The 17,254-nt window shown below is 31.8% G+C and carries 14 protein-coding genes; 10 read left to right on the top strand and 4 right to left on the bottom strand.

The features are described 5' to 3' along the window. Window positions 1–30: 30 nt before the first annotated feature. Both HW275_RS07895 and HW275_RS07890 read left to right on the top strand, forming a co-directional pair. Entirely contained in the window at window positions 31–933 is a 903-nt protein-coding gene (locus HW275_RS07895; protein WP_178936000.1) for a glycyl-radical enzyme activating protein, read from the top strand. Window positions 934–984: 51 nt separating this feature from the next. Beyond that, window positions 985–3,387, top strand: a complete 2,403-nt coding sequence (locus HW275_RS07890; RefSeq protein ID WP_178935999.1) for a glycyl radical protein — start codon at window positions 985–987, stop codon at window positions 3,385–3,387. A 137-nt stretch (window positions 3,388–3,524) separates the two neighbouring features. On the opposite strand, the gene HW275_RS07885 is transcribed toward HW275_RS07890, so the two are convergent. Together HW275_RS07885 and HW275_RS07880 are read right to left on the bottom strand one after the other, a co-directional pair. Further along, a complete protein-coding gene (locus HW275_RS07885) occupies window positions 3,525–4,274 on the bottom strand; it encodes a DeoR/GlpR family DNA-binding transcription regulator (protein ID WP_026747828.1) in 750 nt (249 codons plus the stop codon). Window positions 4,275–4,446: 172 nt separating this feature from the next. Beyond that, window positions 4,447–6,654 carry a glucose PTS transporter subunit IIA gene (locus HW275_RS07880; protein ID WP_178935998.1) on the bottom strand — a complete coding sequence of 736 codons (2,208 nt, stop codon included), beginning with the start codon at window positions 6,652–6,654 and terminating at the stop codon, window positions 4,447–4,449. A 673-nt stretch (window positions 6,655–7,327) separates the two neighbouring features. On the opposite strand from HW275_RS07880, the gene HW275_RS07875 reads away from it, so the two are divergent. Together HW275_RS07875 and nadN are read left to right on the top strand one after the other, a co-directional pair. Further along, on the top strand, window positions 7,328–7,738 hold the full coding sequence (locus HW275_RS07875; RefSeq protein WP_026747826.1) for a hypothetical protein: 411 nt from the start codon (window positions 7,328–7,330) through the stop codon (window positions 7,736–7,738). Window positions 7,739–7,927: 189 nt separating this feature from the next. Then, on the top strand, window positions 7,928–9,721 hold the full coding sequence (nadN, locus tag HW275_RS07870; protein WP_178935997.1) for an NAD nucleotidase: 1,794 nt from the start codon (window positions 7,928–7,930) through the stop codon (window positions 9,719–9,721). 62 nt (window positions 9,722–9,783) lie between these two features. Here nadN and HW275_RS07865 read toward each other — a convergent pair whose 3' ends face one another. After that, window positions 9,784–10,440, bottom strand: a complete 657-nt coding sequence (locus tag HW275_RS07865; RefSeq protein ID WP_178935996.1) for a metalloregulator ArsR/SmtB family transcription factor — start codon at window positions 10,438–10,440, stop codon at window positions 9,784–9,786. Between the two features lie 295 nt (window positions 10,441–10,735). On the opposite strand from HW275_RS07865, the gene trxA reads away from it, so the two are divergent. The 6 genes from trxA (at window position 10,736) to HW275_RS07835 (ending at window position 15,848) form a co-directional block, all read left to right on the top strand. After that, window positions 10,736–11,047 (top strand): thioredoxin, encoded by a 312-nt coding sequence (trxA, locus tag HW275_RS07860; RefSeq protein WP_178935995.1) that lies wholly within the window; start codon window positions 10,736–10,738, stop codon window positions 11,045–11,047. 165 nt (window positions 11,048–11,212) lie between these two features. After that, complete coding sequence (gene trxB, locus HW275_RS07855; protein ID WP_178935994.1) at window positions 11,213–12,148, top strand: thioredoxin-disulfide reductase; 936 nt, start codon at window positions 11,213–11,215, stop codon at window positions 12,146–12,148. Between the two features lie 359 nt (window positions 12,149–12,507). Next, window positions 12,508–13,548: a lipopolysaccharide assembly protein LapB gene (locus HW275_RS07850; RefSeq protein ID WP_178935993.1), complete on the top strand. Its 1,041-nt coding sequence runs from the start codon at window positions 12,508–12,510 to the stop codon at window positions 13,546–13,548. A 38-nt stretch (window positions 13,549–13,586) separates the two neighbouring features. Further along, entirely contained in the window at window positions 13,587–14,519 is a 933-nt protein-coding gene (locus HW275_RS07845; protein WP_178935992.1) for a dihydroorotate oxidase, read from the top strand. A gap of 100 nt (window positions 14,520–14,619) precedes the next feature. After that, window positions 14,620–15,354: an NAD-dependent protein deacylase gene (locus HW275_RS07840; protein ID WP_178935991.1), complete on the top strand. Its 735-nt coding sequence runs from the start codon at window positions 14,620–14,622 to the stop codon at window positions 15,352–15,354. A gap of 29 nt (window positions 15,355–15,383) precedes the next feature. Further along, on the top strand, window positions 15,384–15,848 hold the full coding sequence (locus HW275_RS07835) for a low molecular weight protein-tyrosine-phosphatase (protein WP_178935990.1): 465 nt from the start codon (window positions 15,384–15,386) through the stop codon (window positions 15,846–15,848). Window positions 15,849–16,172: 324 nt separating this feature from the next. Here the strand turns inward: HW275_RS07835 and HW275_RS07830 are convergent, their stop codons facing one another. Further along, window positions 16,173–17,111: a branched-chain amino acid transaminase gene (locus HW275_RS07830; protein ID WP_178935989.1), complete on the bottom strand. Its 939-nt coding sequence runs from the start codon at window positions 17,109–17,111 to the stop codon at window positions 16,173–16,175. Window positions 17,112–17,254 lie beyond the last annotated feature (143 nt).

Genomic DNA, 17,254 nt, shown 5'->3' with positions numbered 1-17,254 from the left:
TTTTTCAAAAAGAAAAGAGGTGTAACGGATATGAGAGCTTTGGTTACAGATATTGAAAGAGGAGCCACATTTGATGGACCAGGGGTTAGGACAGTTGTTTATTTTAAAGGATGTCCGCTTAGATGCCTGTGGTGTTCTAACCCTGAAACCCAAAAAATTGAAAACCAATTTTACTGGGATTCAAGAAAATGTACAAAATGTGGAGACTGCACAAAGGTAGAAAACAGTTCCATCACTATAAATAAAGATAACTTCTGGAATTATAACCGTTTTTTATGTGAAGATTTTGATACTCCCTGCCGTGTATGTCCAGTTGCTGGTGCGTTAAAAAAAGTTGCACAGGATATGACGGTTGAAGATGTATTTAAAATTGTGATGAAGGATGAAAAATTTTATAGAAACTCTGGAGGAGGAGTTACATTAAGTGGCGGAGAAATACTTGTAAATGCAGCATTTGGAACAGAATTATTTGAAAGATTGAAAGATGAATACATAAATACTGCTATTGAAACAACTGGATTTGGAAGTTACAAGGAACTTGAAAGACTTGCAAAATTAACCGACACTGTATTATTTGATATAAAACATATGGACAGTGAAAAGCATAAACAATATACTTCCGTTACAAATGGACTAATTTTGGAAAATCTTACAAAACTTTCAAAATGGCATAAAAAGATTATTATGAGATTTCCCTTTATAAAAGGAATAAACGATGATGAGAAGAATATTCACGAAACAGCAAAATTTTTGAAAAAATTAAATTTACTGGAAGTAAATATACTGCCTTATCACACAATGGGACTTGAAAAATATAGAAAATTAAGAATGCCGTATCCGATGAAAACACTCGAAAAACATACACAAGAAGAACTCGATAATGCTTTACAAATAATGAAAGGTTATGGATTAAAGGCAAGATTGAATGGATAAAAAATTGAAAATAAAGATAGGATATTAAAATAAAAAATGGAGGAAAAAGCAATGAGAGAATTTGTTTTAAAAAGTGAAAGAGTAAAAAAATTAAGAGAATCGGCTTTATCAAAATTTCCTGGTGTCAGTGTCGAAAGAGGCAGACTTTTGACAAAAGCATACAAAGAACATGAAGGAAAATCAAAATACATTGTTCGTGCTTATGCAGTTAAAGAAATTTTAGAAAACATGACAATATACATAAAAGACGGAGAACTTATTGTAGGAAATCAGTCTGTTGACGAAAGAACAGCTCCGCTTTTTCCAGAATATGCAGTAGATTGGATTGTTGATGAAATCAAGGCAAAAGGAAACTTTGACCATAGAGATGGAGATAAATTCAGAATTCCTGAAGAAGAAATCCCAGAACTTTTGGAAATTTGTGAATGGTGGCGTGGAAAAACACTGAAAGACAAGGCTCATGCTCAAATGCCTCAGGAAATAAAAGAAGCTGGAACTGTAAAAATTATTCATGGTGAAGGAAATATGACTTCTGGTGACGGACATATTGTACCTGATTTTAAAAAGGTTTTGACAAAAGGACTAAAGGGAGTAATAGAAGAGGCTAAGGCTTCTATGGAAAAAGTGGATATTACAGTTTATGGCGGATACAATAAAATTGATTTTTTAAAGGCTGTACAAATTGTGGCACAGGCAACTATTGACTTTGCTCATAGATTTGCAAATTTGGCTAAAGAACTGGCTGAAAAGGAAACTGATCCTCAAAGAAAAGAAGAATTGCTTCGGATTCAGAAAAACTGTCTAAACGTACCTGAAAATCCTACTCAAACATTCTGGGAAGGAGTACAGGCAATCTGGTTCATTCATTTAGTAATTCAGATTGAAAGTAATGGACATTCGGCTTCTCTTGGAAGAGTGGATCAATATTTATACCCACTTTATAAAAAAGATGTTTTGGAAGGAAATTTAGACAGGGAATTTGCAAAGGAAATGCTGCAATGCCTATGGATAAAATTATATTCTGTAATAAAAGTCCGTTCAACTTCGCATTCTGGTTACGGCGCAGGTTATCCAACTTATCAGAATGTTACAATAGGAGGATCAACTCCAAGCGGAAAAGATTCTACAAATGAATTAAGCTATTTAATTCTGGAAAGTGTTGGAGAAAATAAGCTTACACAGCCAAATTTATCTGCAAGATTTCATATAAATTCTCCAGAAAAATTCATCAGAAAATGTGCAGAAGTGGCTGCGACAGGTTATGGAATGCCTGCAATGCATACAGATGAAATAATAGTTCCCGCATTGTTAAACAAAGGTGTAAAAATTGAAGATGCCTATAATTATTCAATGGTAGGATGTGTGGAAGTTGCTGTTCCTGGAAAATGGGGTTACAGATGTACAGGAATGACTTTTTTAAACTTTGTAAAAGCAACCGAGCTTGTGTTAAACGACGGTTATGATGCCAGAACTGGACTTCAATTACTAAAAGCAGGGAAACTGACTGACTATGAAACTTATGAGGATTTATGGGAAGCATGGAAAAAATATATGAAACACTATACAAAACTATCTGTTGCACTTGATGCATTGGCTGATACACATTTAGAAGAATTTCCTGACATCTTATTGTCAAGTCTTATTGATGACTGTATTGGAAGAGGACTTTCCGCAAAAGAAGGTGGAGCAGTTTATGATATTATTTCAGGACTTCAAGTGGGAATTGCAAATGCCGCAAATTCATTATATGCTTTAAAAACAACAGTTTTTGATAACAAAATTTTAACAAGGGAAGAAGTTTACAATGCCCTTCAAACAAACTATGAAGGCGAAAATGGAGAAAGAATCAGAAAAATATTGCTGGAAGTACCTAAATATGGAAATGATATCGATGAAGTGGATGAATTTGCTACAAACATCTACTGGACATATATTGATGAAATTCAAAAATATCACAATACAAGATATGGAAGAGGCCCAATTAACGGCGGTTATGGAGTTTCAACATCTGGAATTTCTTCAAATGTACCAATGGGAACAGTAAGTGGTGCCACTCCAGACGGAAGATACGCTTATACACCAGCAGCCGAAGGAGGTTCTCCAACTCAGGGAACTGACACAAACGGCCCGACAGCAGTATTAAATTCTGTAAATAAATTGCCAACTCTGATGATTACAGGTGGACAGTTGCTAAATCAAAAATATTCTCCTGAACTGGTAAATACTCCAGAACAATTCGAAAAATTTGTAAATGTAATAAAATCATTTATAAGTTCAAAAGGATGGCATATCCAATTTAACATTATTTCAGGAAAAACATTGAAACAGGCACAGGTTGAACCTGAAAAACATAGAGATATTATCGTAAGAGTAGCTGGATACTGTGCACAATTTGTTACACTTGACAGAACTACACAAAATGATATTATTTCAAGAACGGAACAAAGAATATAAATATTTATCCTTTTAGATAAACTTCTAAAATAAATTTTCTCTTTACTGCAAGGGGCTGGTAATTTTAAGCTCCTTGTATTTTTATAGTTTTTCAGTAGTTTCAAGACAAAAAAAGAGGCATTTGCCCCCTTCCTTGCTCAAATACATTCAATTCCTATTTTTTCATACTCTTCCAGTATCTCCGCTGATACACTCTTATCTGTTATAATAGTTGTAACATCTGTCATATCACACACTTTATAAGGCATTATTACATTAAATTTATTTGGTATAATTAACGTCACAACTCTGCTTGAAGACTTTATAAACTGACGTTTTACACTTACTTCCTTTTCATAAGGGCTTGTTATCCCCATTAACGGATGAATTGCATAAGCTCCCATAAAACAAATATCTGGATAATATTCTTTTACTTGCTCTACTGCCAAATTTCCCACATTAGTCATAATTTTTTGAAACAGATTTCCACCAACCATTATTATCTCTATATTTTTGTGATTGCAAAGCTCACTTGCTATAGCTAGGCTATTGGTAATTACCGTTAGTGACAAATTAACTGGAATAGCTTTTGCTAATTGAAGATTTGTTGTACTTCCGTCTATCGCAACTAACTGCCCATCCTTTAGTAAATTTACACCTTTTAATGCCAGTTCGTATTTTAGTTCAGGCTCAAAATTCTGTCTTTCCGTATAATTTAAAGCATATCTGTTTAAAGGCAATGCCCCACCAAAAACTCTTTTTAGAAGTCCCTTTGTATCCATTTCAGCGAGATCTCTTCTTATCGTATCTTCAGAAACGGACAAATCAATCGCAAGTTCTCCGACTACAACTTTACCTTTATTATTAAGTTTCATTAAAATTATATCCTGTCTTTCATTTTTAAGCATTTTTATCATATCCAATCTTTATATTATTTTTTTTATTCTATCGAATATTAGAAAAATTTTCAAGAAAAACTTTTTATAAATTCTAATTAATATCTATTAAAATTATTATATATTTTAATTTAATAATGTATATAAAAACCCCTATATAATTATAGAGGCTTTATTATGTTAATTATTTTTTTGTTATAAATATAATTGTTTCTTCCCCAGCTTCCACATTTCCAGTTTTTTCAACTTTTATACCATATTTTGCCTTGTCTACATTTAAGAAAGTTACAGGTGAAATTAACGAAATTCCTGCTTTTGTTATCGCATTTCTATCTAATGCACCAATTTTTTCGCCTTTTTTAACTGTATCTCCTATTTTCTTAAATAATTTTATACCTTCTCCATTTAATCCCGCTGTTCCAAGTCCAACGTGTATCAGAATATTATGTCCAAATTTATCCTGAATGATAAAGGCATGTTCTGTTGTATAAACATTTACTACTGTTCCGTCAGTTGGAGCAATTATTTCATCACCTTCAATTTCAATTGCAAAACCATCTCCAAGAACCTTTGTATTAAATATTTTATCACTAATGTTTTCAATATCGTAAATTTTACCTTTATACGGAGCAATTATCTGATTTATTGCCTCTAGCGATTCATAATTTTCATTTACACTATCTTCACTCAAGTTCAACACATTCAAATCTATATTTCTTGCTGGTTTTTCTTCTGCAAATGAGGCTTCCATGCCGTGTTCTTTTATTTTTTCGATATATTCTGTCAAGTTACTTTTAATAACTGACACAGTAGGCCCATATACAACTTGAATTCCACTTCCTTTTTTGATAACTCCCATTGCTCCTGTACGCTTTAATGCTGCTTCATTTACTAAATCCATATTATTTACACGCATTCTCAGTCTAGTTGCACAGCACGTAACATCACCAAAATTATCAAGTCCTCCAAGTCCATCTATAATTGCCTGTGAAACTGTATCTTCTGTTATTGCTCCCTGTTTTCTGCTATCTCTCATAGTATTGTAATCATCTTTTGTGTATAATTTTGTATCTTCATCATCATCTTCCCTTCCTGGAGTTTTCAAGTTCCATTTTTGTATAACAAATTTAAAGAAGAAATAGTAAAGTACAAAATATATTACAAATATTGGCAATAATCTAAGCCAATGTGTTTTTGAATTTCCTGGTAATATTCCGTATAATGTGAAATCTATCAGTCCACAAGAAAAAGTAGTTCCTATCGCTATATCAAGTATTCTCATAAGTGCAAATGAAATTCCTGCAAAAATACAGTGAACAACAAATACGAAAGGCGCTACGAATAAGAATGTAAATTCAATAGGCTCTGTAATCCCTGTAAGAAAACTTGTTAAAGCCGCCGAAAGTAACAATCCTCCAACTATTTTCTTTTTATTTGGTTTTGCACAATGATACATTGCAAGAGCTGCTCCTGGAAGTCCACCCATCATAAATGAATATTTTCCTGTCATAAATTTCGCCGCATCAATGCTAAAACGTGTAGTATTTGGCGATACTAATTCTGCAAAGAATATGTTTTGTGCCCCTGAAACCATTGTTCCGTCTATCATTGCACTTCCACCCAGTCCTGTTTGCCAGAATGGAATATACCAGATGTGATGAAGTCCAAAAGGTATCAATATTCTTTCCATAAATCCAAAAATAAATATTCCAATGTCCCCTGAACCTGTTACAACTCTTCCAATCGAGAATATTCCCTGTTGAATAACTGGCCAAATCGCAAAGGAAATAAATCCTACAACAATATAAGCAAACGTACATATAATTGGCACAAATCTAACTCCTGAAAAAAATGATATTGCCGCAGGAAGTTTTGTCTTGTAAAATCTATTATGCAAAAATGCAACTCCAAGTCCTACTATAATTCCCCCAAACACTCCCATTTCAAGCGTTTGTATACCAAGAACGGAACTTATCGCACCATCCAGCACTTTTTCAGAAACAGTCCCATCAGGTAAAATTTTTCCGCTAAATACCAATAACGTTTTAATAGTTGTATGCATTATTATAAACGAAAGTCCAGAAGACAGCACCGCAACCCCTTTTTCCTTTTTCGCCATTCCCAATGCTACCGCCATCGCAAATATCAAAGGCAAATTAGCAAATACTGCAAGTCCAACGTTATTCATTACAGTAAGGACATAATTCATAGGTGTCCCTTGTGCAAGTAATCCATCTAAATGATAAAATGCTATTGTCTTAGGATTTGTAAACGAAGCCCCTAAACCTAATAACAATCCAGCAACCGGCAAAATTGAAACTGGCAGGAAGAACGCCCTTCCTATTGTCTGCAACGTAAGAAAAATCTGATTTTCTTTTTTGTTCTTTTTCATAACATCCTCCAAATAAAATTATAATATTAAATTTTTTCAAACTGTCCTAAAATTTAATTTTTAAAAATTAGTCAACTCCTGCATTTTGAGCTGCACAATTAAAATTTTATATTTATAGTCAATCCACTAAAAAATTGGAGTAAAAATATGTAAAAATCAATGGATTGATTACAGATACAGCCTAACCTTCTACTCTCATTTTAAACTGGAATTGCTATATTTTAAAACAATTTGATTTTATTTCTAATTTAATCTTTATTTTCTAACTAAGTATTATTTTTAGTTTCACTTAGTTTCATATTATTCCTCTTTAATATTATAACTTTAATTTCTATAAAGTCAAGCGTTTTTTTGCATTTTTTTGCAAATATTTCATAAAAATAATAAAACATTTTAAATTTTAAATTATTTTATGCTGTTTTTTGCCATTTTAAAATTATTAAACTAAAAAAACATTCCTGCTTTGAAACGTATACTTTAAATTATATTTTAAATATAGTTTTAAAATTTAAAAAAATTAATGTGCATTTTTTTAAAATCAGGTTATAATATAGTAGTGATGTCATTTTAAAACTAAATTCAAAAGTTGTGAATATATTAATACAGAATTCTATTTTTGAATACGTTGAATATAGTTTTTAGTTTTTAGAATAAAAAGAAAGGATGGTTGTTTATGAAAAAAGTGGCAATATATTTATTTTTGATGATGAATATAATTTCGTTTGGAAATATAAAAGATCCCTTTAAAGATAAAAAATTTGATGATACTTTTAAAAACGTGCAGGAAATATTTCCGGGGGACTTTCGATGCAGATTTATTATAAAGCAGGTTTTGCTCCGTTCATTTCACGAAGATAACAAAAATATGGAAATGATAGATACATTTAATTCTTCTTTAAGCACTTATGGAAGAATAATACAGGAGGAAGGATTATTCGGGAATGAAAAAAATCCCGTAAATGTTACCACAAAATATTATTCCAAATACTGCACAATTCCAAAACAGGAATGGTTAAATAACTTTGGTTCCCCGTCATTAAATAAATATTTTGATTTAATAAAAGAAAATCGTTTGGATAAATAAATTACAATAAAACTACTTTAAAACAGAATTTAAAAGTTATGATTTACTCAAATTTTAAGTCTCTTTAATTTTTAATGATTTGATTTTAAAGAAGTTTAAGTATATTTGAAAAATATTAAATTATTCTTGATTTTTAAAAAAGTCAGGATATAATCATATTGAAAAAATAAAAACTTATAAGGAGGAAACATGAAAAAATTAATTTTATTGGGCTTAGCGGCAGCTATAAGCATATCAGCTATGGGAGCAACTAGAAAAAAAACAGCTTCAAAAAACAAACTTTCTGCTAAAACATTGGAGTTGAATTTAATCCACATTAACGATCACCATTCACATCTTGAAGAAGAAAAAATGGACTTAGTTCTTAATGGGAAAAAAGTTACTGTCAATGTTGGTGGAATGCCAAGAATGATTCAAAGAATAGCAGATTTAAAAAAATCTAGTAAAAATAATCTGGTATTGCATGCAGGAGATGCTCTTTCTGGAACATTGTATTACACTTTGTTTAAAGGAAAAGCTGATGCGGCACTTATGAATGTAGGACATTTTGACTTGTTCACTTTAGGAAATCATGAATTTGATGATGGTAATACTGTCTTAAAAAATTTCCTTGATGAATTAAAGATACCTGTAGTTTCAGCTAATGTTATTCCTGATAAGGGAAGTATTTTGGAGGGAAAATGGACTCCTTACGTAATTAAAAAAATAGATGGACAGGATGTTGCCATTGTGGGATTAGATGTAGTAGGAAAAACCATTGAATCTTCAAGTCCTGGAAAAGATATAAAATTTCACGATGAAGTTGAAACAGCCAAAAAAATGGTAGCAGAACTTCAGGCAAAAGGAATCAACAAGATAATTTTCCTATCACATGCAGGATATGAAAAAAATCTTGAAATCGCCGAAAAAGTTTCGGGAATAGACGTGATTATTACAGGAGATACTCACTATCTATTGGGAGAAAACTATAAAGAATATGGATTAAAACCTGTTGCAGAATATCCTAAAAAAATAATGTCACCAGCAGGAGAACCTGTGTATGTTGCAGAAGCATGGTGTTACTCACATATGGTTGGAAATATGAAAGTTAAATTTGATGATAAAGGTGTAATAACTGAACTAAAAGCAGAGCCTACAATAGTTATTGGTGACAGCTCATTTGAAGTTAAAAATGATAAAGGTGAAAAAAGCGAGCTTCAAGGAAAAGAAAGAGAAGATATTATCAAATATATAAACAGCCGTAAAGATATAAAATTTGTTAAGGAAGACCCTACTGCTCAAAAAGTGCTTGCAAGATATAAAGCAGAAAAAAATGAACTTGGTAAAAAGGAAATAGGAAATATAACACAGGAAATTCCTGGTGGATCAGCAAACAGAATACCTAATGATAAAAATCCTGAGGGATCACTTGCTACAACACTTGTATCTGAAACAGTTCTGCATATGCTTAAAAATATGGGAACAGGTAACGTTGACATGGTAATAATGAATTCAGGGGGAATCAGAATTTCATTGGTACCTGGAAAAATTTCATATGATGATGCCTATACATTGCTTCCGTTTACTTCAAATACAATCTATATTCTGAAAATGAATGGTGCAGAAATAAAACAGGTAATAGAAGATGCACTGAATTTTGCACTTGACGGAGGATCTTCAGGAGCATTCCCATATGGAGCAGGAATAAGATTTGAGGCAACTAAGGCAGGAACTCTTGGAACAAGAGTTAAAAAAGTGGAGGTGCTTGATGCAAAAACAAATAAATGGGTTCCAATTGATGCAGGAAAAACTTATACTGTAGGAACAAACTCATATATTGCTGCAGGAAAAGATGGATATGCAACGTTTGGTAAAATTACTTCAACTCCTGGAAGAGAAGGGGTAAATACACATTTAGGTGTTGAAACATCTTTTATAAACTACGTTAAAGAGAAAAAATCAGTTGGAAGACCTGAATCTTCAAATGTAAAATTCAAATATTAAAAAAATAGAGGCTGTCTCAAAAGTTTTTTGAAATAGTCTCTTTATTATTTTTACAATCAAACTCAAAAATTATCATATTTTTGCCAATCATAATAACTTTGATTCAGGCTGTAAGCATGAAATCCATTGTCATTCAAGAGTTTGGAAGCAAGATTTGCATAGGCGCAGTTCCGTCCTCTGCAATAAACGATTATTTCCTTATCTTTTGGTAATTTCTTTAAATTTTTTTCAAGATTTTTCATTGGAATATTTATTGCGTTTTCTATATGACTTGAATTAAATTCATCTTCCGGACGTAAATCTATTATTAAAGCTTCTCTGTCTTTTGCCATTTCGTAAGCCTGCTCCAAAGTAATTGGACGGATTTTCATGCAGCTATCATTAAACTCATTGTGTATTCGCTGAATATCTGCCAGTTGCTGCTCTCCTACCCCAATTAAAAGATACACCAAATCAATTATTTGCGTATTTGCGATTTCATAAACAACATAATTTCCCTTTTTTTCACTAATAACCAAATTTCCATCCTTTAAAACCTGCAAGTGCCTTGAAGTGTTGGCAATACTCATCCCTGTTTCATTTGAAATACTTTCCACAGTTTTTGAGCCCTGTACAAGTAAATCCAGTATTTCGATTCTTTTTTCGCTGGACAGGCATTTTCCAATTTTTGACAATCCTGAATACAGGCTATTTTTATAGTTTTCACATATTTTATCCATTTAATTAAGCTCCTTTCTATTTTCCACATCTATACTAAATCTCATTAAATTCAAAAGTTATGATTATTTTAAGCCCCAAGTTCATTTGACCTTAACCAATTTAATATTGAAGCAGTTTGAGCACATTTTTAAAATTTTGTAATAAAAATATTGACAATTTATTTTAAATATGATACTATTCAATTAGTTAATTGAATAGTTGATTTTCTAAAGATAGTATAACATAATTATTTTAAAAAATAAACTATAAATTACAAACTTAACAAAAATGACTAAAGAAAGAGGTTGATGTAAAATGGCATTAAGTTTAAATAAAGATAATTTTGAACAAAGCATTGCAAATGGGGTGGCTCTAGTGGATTTCTGGGCAGAATGGTGTGGACCTTGTAAAATGCAGCTTCCTATTATTGAAGAATTTTCAAGTGAAATGGAAGGAAAAGCTACAATTGGAAAAGTAAACGTGGACGAACAATTGGAACTAGCACAATCTTTTGGAATCCAAAGCATTCCTACATTAATTTTATTCAAGGATGGAAAGCCTGTTAAAAAATTAGTTGGTTTACACTCAAAAGAATCACTTTACGAAGAAATAAACCAAGTATTGTAAGATAAAAATACGTTATTTAAAGATATATTTATTTATAAAAGAAGTCTAGCGGTTGTTTTTTTCAATTTTGCTAGACTTTAATGTTAAAAAAGAAACTTTGTGATTATGATCTCTTATCATAATTTATAAAAATAAAAATCACTAAAAAAGGAATGATGAAAAAATATGTATGATTCAGTAATTATCGGTTCAGGGCCGGCAGGACTGACAGCCGCAATTTATTTAAGCCGTGCAGGATTAAAAAATATAATTATAAATGGAATGGAGCCAGGTGGGCAATTGACAACAACAACCGAAGTTGAAAACTTTCCAGGATTTCCACAGGGAATTTCAGGCCCGCAGCTAATAGAAGACATAAAGGCTCAATCCAAAAATTTTGGAACTGAATTTTTACAGGCTGTTGTAAAGGACATTGAAGATATTGAAAATAATGGGAAAAAAACATTTAAATTACATTTGGATAATGGAAATATTATAAAAACAAAAACGGTAATTTTATCAACAGGGGCAAGTGCAAAATATCTTGGAATTGAAAACGAAAAGGAAAATATCGGAAAAGGAGTTAGTGCATGTGCCACTTGTGATGGATTTTTCTACCGTGGAAAAGATGTCGTTGTAATCGGTGGTGGCGATACTGCGATGGAAGAAGCTGTCTTTTTAACAAAATTTGCCAACAAAGTTACAGTTATTCACAGAAGAGATACGTTACGTGCTTCAGCAATTATGCAAAAAAGAGCAAAAGACAACAGCAAAATCGAATGGAAACTAGACTACACTCCCAAAAAAGTGCTAGCCGATGAAAAAGTTACAGGAATAGAGCTCATAAATAACAAGACAGGCGAAACTGAAACTCTAGCAGCAGATGGAATTTTTGTAGCAATTGGAAGAACTCCAAACACAAAATTCCTTGAAGGAAAAATCGAAATTGACGACAGAGGCTACATTGTAACAAAAGGAAAATCCTCCAAAACAAGTGCTACTGGAATTTTCGCAGCAGGTGATGTTCAGGACAACAGATACCAGCAGGCAATAATTGCGGCAGGAAGCGGAGCAATTGCAGGACTTGACGTGGAAGAATATTTAAGGGAAAACAGCTTATAATTTTAAAGCTCTAAAAAAACAAAATATTAAGCAAAAAGAATATGTACCAATAAACTGGTTAATGAAAATTAAAAAGTTTTGAGGTGCATTTTTTATTTATATAATTTACCTTATTAAGAATGTATTTTAAAATCATCAAAATAATAAATTATGCAACTGTTTTGAATAAAGTTTATTAACTAAAAATCTAAAATTATAAAAAATTATTTAAAAATTTTTTTATTTTTCTGAAATAATATGACAAATATAAAAAAATATAGTATAATATAATAATGTAATAATTTTAAATTTAAACTCCAAACTTTGAATAATAAATTTGGAGAAAAAAAATAAATATTGAAAAACAGGAGGTTTATTTTATGGAAAATATCGAATTTGAAAGTTTCGATAATATGGAAAACGATAATTCAGGGCGATTGTATGAAATGGGAAAAAGTTACTATGACAGCGGTTCTGACATCTTGGCTGAAAAATATTTGAAGGAAGCGGCAAAAAGTGGAAGCAGAAAGGCTTTTCTCATACTTGCGGACATTTATCTTAAATATGATAAACTGAATCTGGCCGAAAAATACTTAAAAAAAATTGCTGACGGTGGAGATTTTGAACTGCAGGACAAACTCGGGACGGTTTACAAAAGAAAATCCAACTTTGAAATGGCAGAATATTATTACAAACTGGCAATAAATAATGGGAATCAGAAAGCTCAATATAATCTGGGAAAATTGTATTATCTATATAAAAAGAAAAATCTGGCAATAGATTATTTAAAACCTGTTGCTGATGAGAGAGACCAGGAAGCTCAGGTGCTGCTTGCCAAAATTTATTATGACAACGGACAGGTTGATCTGGCTGAAGAATATTTACATAAAGCCAAAGATAATGGTGAATCGTATTATTTACTTGGAAAACTGTATGGAGAAAAACAGGATATTGAAACTGCCGAAAGACATCTCAAAACAGCGGCGGATGATTTTGATAACAAAAGAGCGCAGGAAGTTCTTTCAAAACTCTATACCGACAAAAATAACATGACTCTTGCAAAACACTATTTGACATTGCTTGCAGACGAAAATCATTTGGAAGCCTTTGCACTGCTTGGAAATATATTTGCTGATGAAAAGAACTATAATCTTGCCTACACAAATTATAACCATTTTTTTGAAGGAAAAACACGTGAAAATGCAAAAGTTGATATGAGAAAAATTGACGACGCAAAACTTAAATTCAATTTTGGAAAATGCTGTATAAAACTTGGAAAATTCGATGTGGCTGAGCAAAACTTGAAAGGCAGCGAATATCTTAAAATTTCCGACAATGTCATCGAAGTTGCAAAACTTTACGAAGAAGCGGATCAGTTAAAATTAGCTATCCAATACTACAAGTCAGCTTTACATCTGTAATTTAAATAAAAATAAAATAATAAATTTTAGGAGGAAAAATGGCAACTACAAAAACACACATTGGCAACTTTGAATTTGAAAACTGCTTTATGAATGCGGCGGGAGTTTGCTGCTATGACAGAAATGAACTGGAACAAGTGATAAATTCACAGGCTGGAACATTTGTCACAAAAACTGCTACATTACAGCCACGTCCTGGAAATCCTGAGCCTAGATACCACGACACAGCTTTAGGAAGTATAAATTCAATGGGGCTTCCAAATTTGGGATTTGACTACTATCTAGATTATTTACTGGAATTACAGAAAACACATCCTAACAGAACTTTCTTTTTCTCATTAGTTGGAATGTCAACAGAAGATACTCACGCATTACTAAAAAAAGTTCAGGAAAGTAATTTTAACGGGATAACAGAACTTAACCTGTCTTGTCCAAATGTGCCAGGAAAACCACAAATTGCCTATGATCTGGAAACTACTGAAAAATTATTAACAGATATTTTTTCATATTTTAAAAAGCCGCTTGGAGTAAAATTGCCTCCTTACTTCGACATTGTCCACTTCGATCAGGCAGCCGCAGTATTCAATAAATTTCCATTGACATTCATAAACTGTGTAAACAGCATTGGAAACGGGCTTGTAATTGAAGATGAAAGCGTTGTAATAAAACCTAAAAATGGATTTGGAGGAATTGGCGGAAAATATATAAAACCAACCGCTCTTGCCAATGTTCACGCATTTTACAAAAGATTGAATCCATCTATTAAAATTATTGGAACAGGCGGAGTTCTTACAGGGCAGGATGCTTTTGAGCATATTCTATGTGGAGCTAGCATGGTTCAAATTGGTACAACTTTGCACAAGGAAGGGCCTGCTGCTTTTGAGAGAATAACTAACGAATTAAAAGCTATTATGGATAAAAAAGGATACAAAACTATTGAAGATTTTAGAGGAAAATTGAAATATTTATAATTTTTTTACAATAAATTTTTTAAAAAAGCCCTCTATTTCAATGGTGGGTTTAATAATAACAATAATAGAAAAATAAAGTAAAAAAAGCAAGGTGATAAAAATGGATAAAATAAGTTTACTTCAAAAAATAATTGATGAAAGCAAAAGAATCGTCTTTTTTGGAGGTGCAGGTGTTTCCACAGAATCTGGCATTCCTGATTTTAGAAGTGCAGACGGAGTCTACAATCTAAAACTTGATAGGAATTTTTCTCCAGAAGAACTTGTTTCCCACACAATGTACGAAAAATATCCAGAAGAATTTTATGACTTTTATAAAAAACATCTTGTTTATCCCGATGCAAAACCAAATTTTGCTCATAAATATTTGGCAGGGCTGGAACAAGATGGAAAATTGACGGCTGTTATTACTCAAAATATCGACTGTCTGCATGAAATGGCTGGAAGTAAAAATGTCTTGAAGCTGCACGGAACTGTTGACAGCAATACTTGTGTTATTTGCGGTAAAAAATACAATCTGGAAGAATTTTTAGAAATCTGTGACACTGAAAACATCCCTCATTGTTCAAAATGTGGCGGAATTATAAAACCAGATGTTACTTTGTATGAAGAAGTTCCTGATCCAGATACTTTTAGAAAAGCAATAAACGAAATATCCAAAGCTGATACGCTAATTATTGGCGGAACTTCCCTTATTGTGTATCCAGCTGCTTCCCTTATACATTATTTTCAAGGAAAAAATCTCGTGTTAATAAATAAATCTAAGACTGAACAAGACAATTTTGCAAATTTAGTTATACACGAAAACATAGGAGAAGTTTTTAAAAAATTAAAATAATTAGAATTAAAATAAATAAAGAGGTGAAAATGGTAAAAGTGTTATTTGTCTGTCTAGGCAATATATGCCGTTCCCCAATGGCAGAAGCAGTCTTTCGGGAAATGGTAAAAAAAGAAAGCCTTTCTGACAAAATCATTATTGATTCAGCAGCGACAAGTTCATGGGAACACGGAAATCCAGTCCATAATGGTACTAAAACCAGGCTTGCCAAAGAAGGAATTGATGTCGCAGGAATGTATTCGAGAATTTTGAATAATGATGACTTAAATGCCGATTATATTATTGGGATGGATAAAAGCAATATAGAAAGCATAAATTTTTTTGCAGACAATAAAAATAAAGGCGAAATAAAAATGCTGCTGGAATACGCAGGAGAAAAACGAGAAATTAAAGATCCTTGGTTTACTGGCGATTTTGATACAACTTATGATGATGTTGTGAAAGGTTGCAGTGCATTACTAGAGTTTATTAAAAAGAATGATTTGAATATTTAAATTTATAAATAAAAAGAGAGATGATTTTAATTAACCATCTCTCTTCCCAAATTTTACATTATTATTTAATTTCCCAAGAAACACCAATCTTGTTCTCATCTTTATGTGCCTTTCGGTAATTCTCAATTATTTTTCTTTCCCATCTTTCAATTATATTTTACTCTCAATTTTCTTCAAATACAAGTTTTTTTTTCAAATAATAAAAAAATTATTACTAATAATAAATTCTGCTTAAAGCTAATATTTATTCCGTTTTAAATAAGATTCAAATATAAAAAGTACACCTTCAATGCCTTTTTCAAACATTTCCGGTGCACTTCTATTTTATTCTACAATAAATAACCATTCAGAAGACAATTCATGTTCTCCATTGATTACTTTTTCATATTCTGATTTTAACAATTTATGAAATTTACCTGCTTTTGGTTTTGCATTAAAGTCCAGTTGCCCGATAGGACGTCTGTCTAATGTTTCTGCATAAGTAATTTTCATTGCTGTTCCTGTTACCAATAACTCATCAGCTGAGAAAACCATTGATCTGTCAATTTTTCCACGAGTTATTTTATATCCATTGTGTTCAAGCAATTCCAATGCTGATCTTACTGTAATTCCTTCAAGAGCCGCATTTCCAGTATCAGGAATTATTATCTGATCTCTGTAAACAAGGATTATATTTGCAACTGACACTTCTACCACATTTCCTGCATCATCAAACATCAATGCGTCATCATAACCATTTCTTTGAGCGTCACTTGTTGCAAGGAATGAGTTAATGTATGAACCTCCTGCTTTTGCCTTTGTAGGAATTGATGAATCATTGTACTTTCTGTAAGTTGAGCTCATCAGGTTCAATCCACCTTCTGAACTTACATAATCTGCAAGCGGCAACATGTAAATTGCCAAATCAAAGTCTAGCCCTGCCTTTTTAGGCGACAATCTAGGCTCCTTGCAGAAAACGAATGGACGCATGTAAAAATCTTCCTTTACATCATTTTTTTTAACTAATTCTGTAACAATATCCTTAAATTCATCCCAAGTAATGAAATATTCAAATCCTAGCATTTTTGATGCATTCATTAATCTAATGTAGTGATCTTTCAGTCTAAAAATTGCTACTTTCCCATTTCTGTAATATCCTCTGATTCCACCAAAACAAGTTGTTCCATATTGTAAACTATGTGTTGCAATACTAACTGTCGCTTTTTCAAATTCCACTATTTCCTTATCGAAATATGCAAATTTCATAAATTCTGTTTTTGCCATCTAACTTTACCTCCATATATTTCAGTATTCTAATATTTACTTTTATATTTTAGCACTTTTTTAAAATTATGTAAAATTTATTTTTTATACTCAGCTATATATATTATATATGTTTAAATGCTAAAATCACATTTTTTTATTTA

Source organism: Leptotrichia sp. oral taxon 223, from assembly GCF_013394795.1.
GTDB lineage: Bacteria > Fusobacteriota > Fusobacteriia > Fusobacteriales > Leptotrichiaceae > Leptotrichia.
The sequence above is the reverse complement of the archived record's forward strand: the minus strand, read 5'-3'. Positions and strand labels throughout refer to the sequence as shown.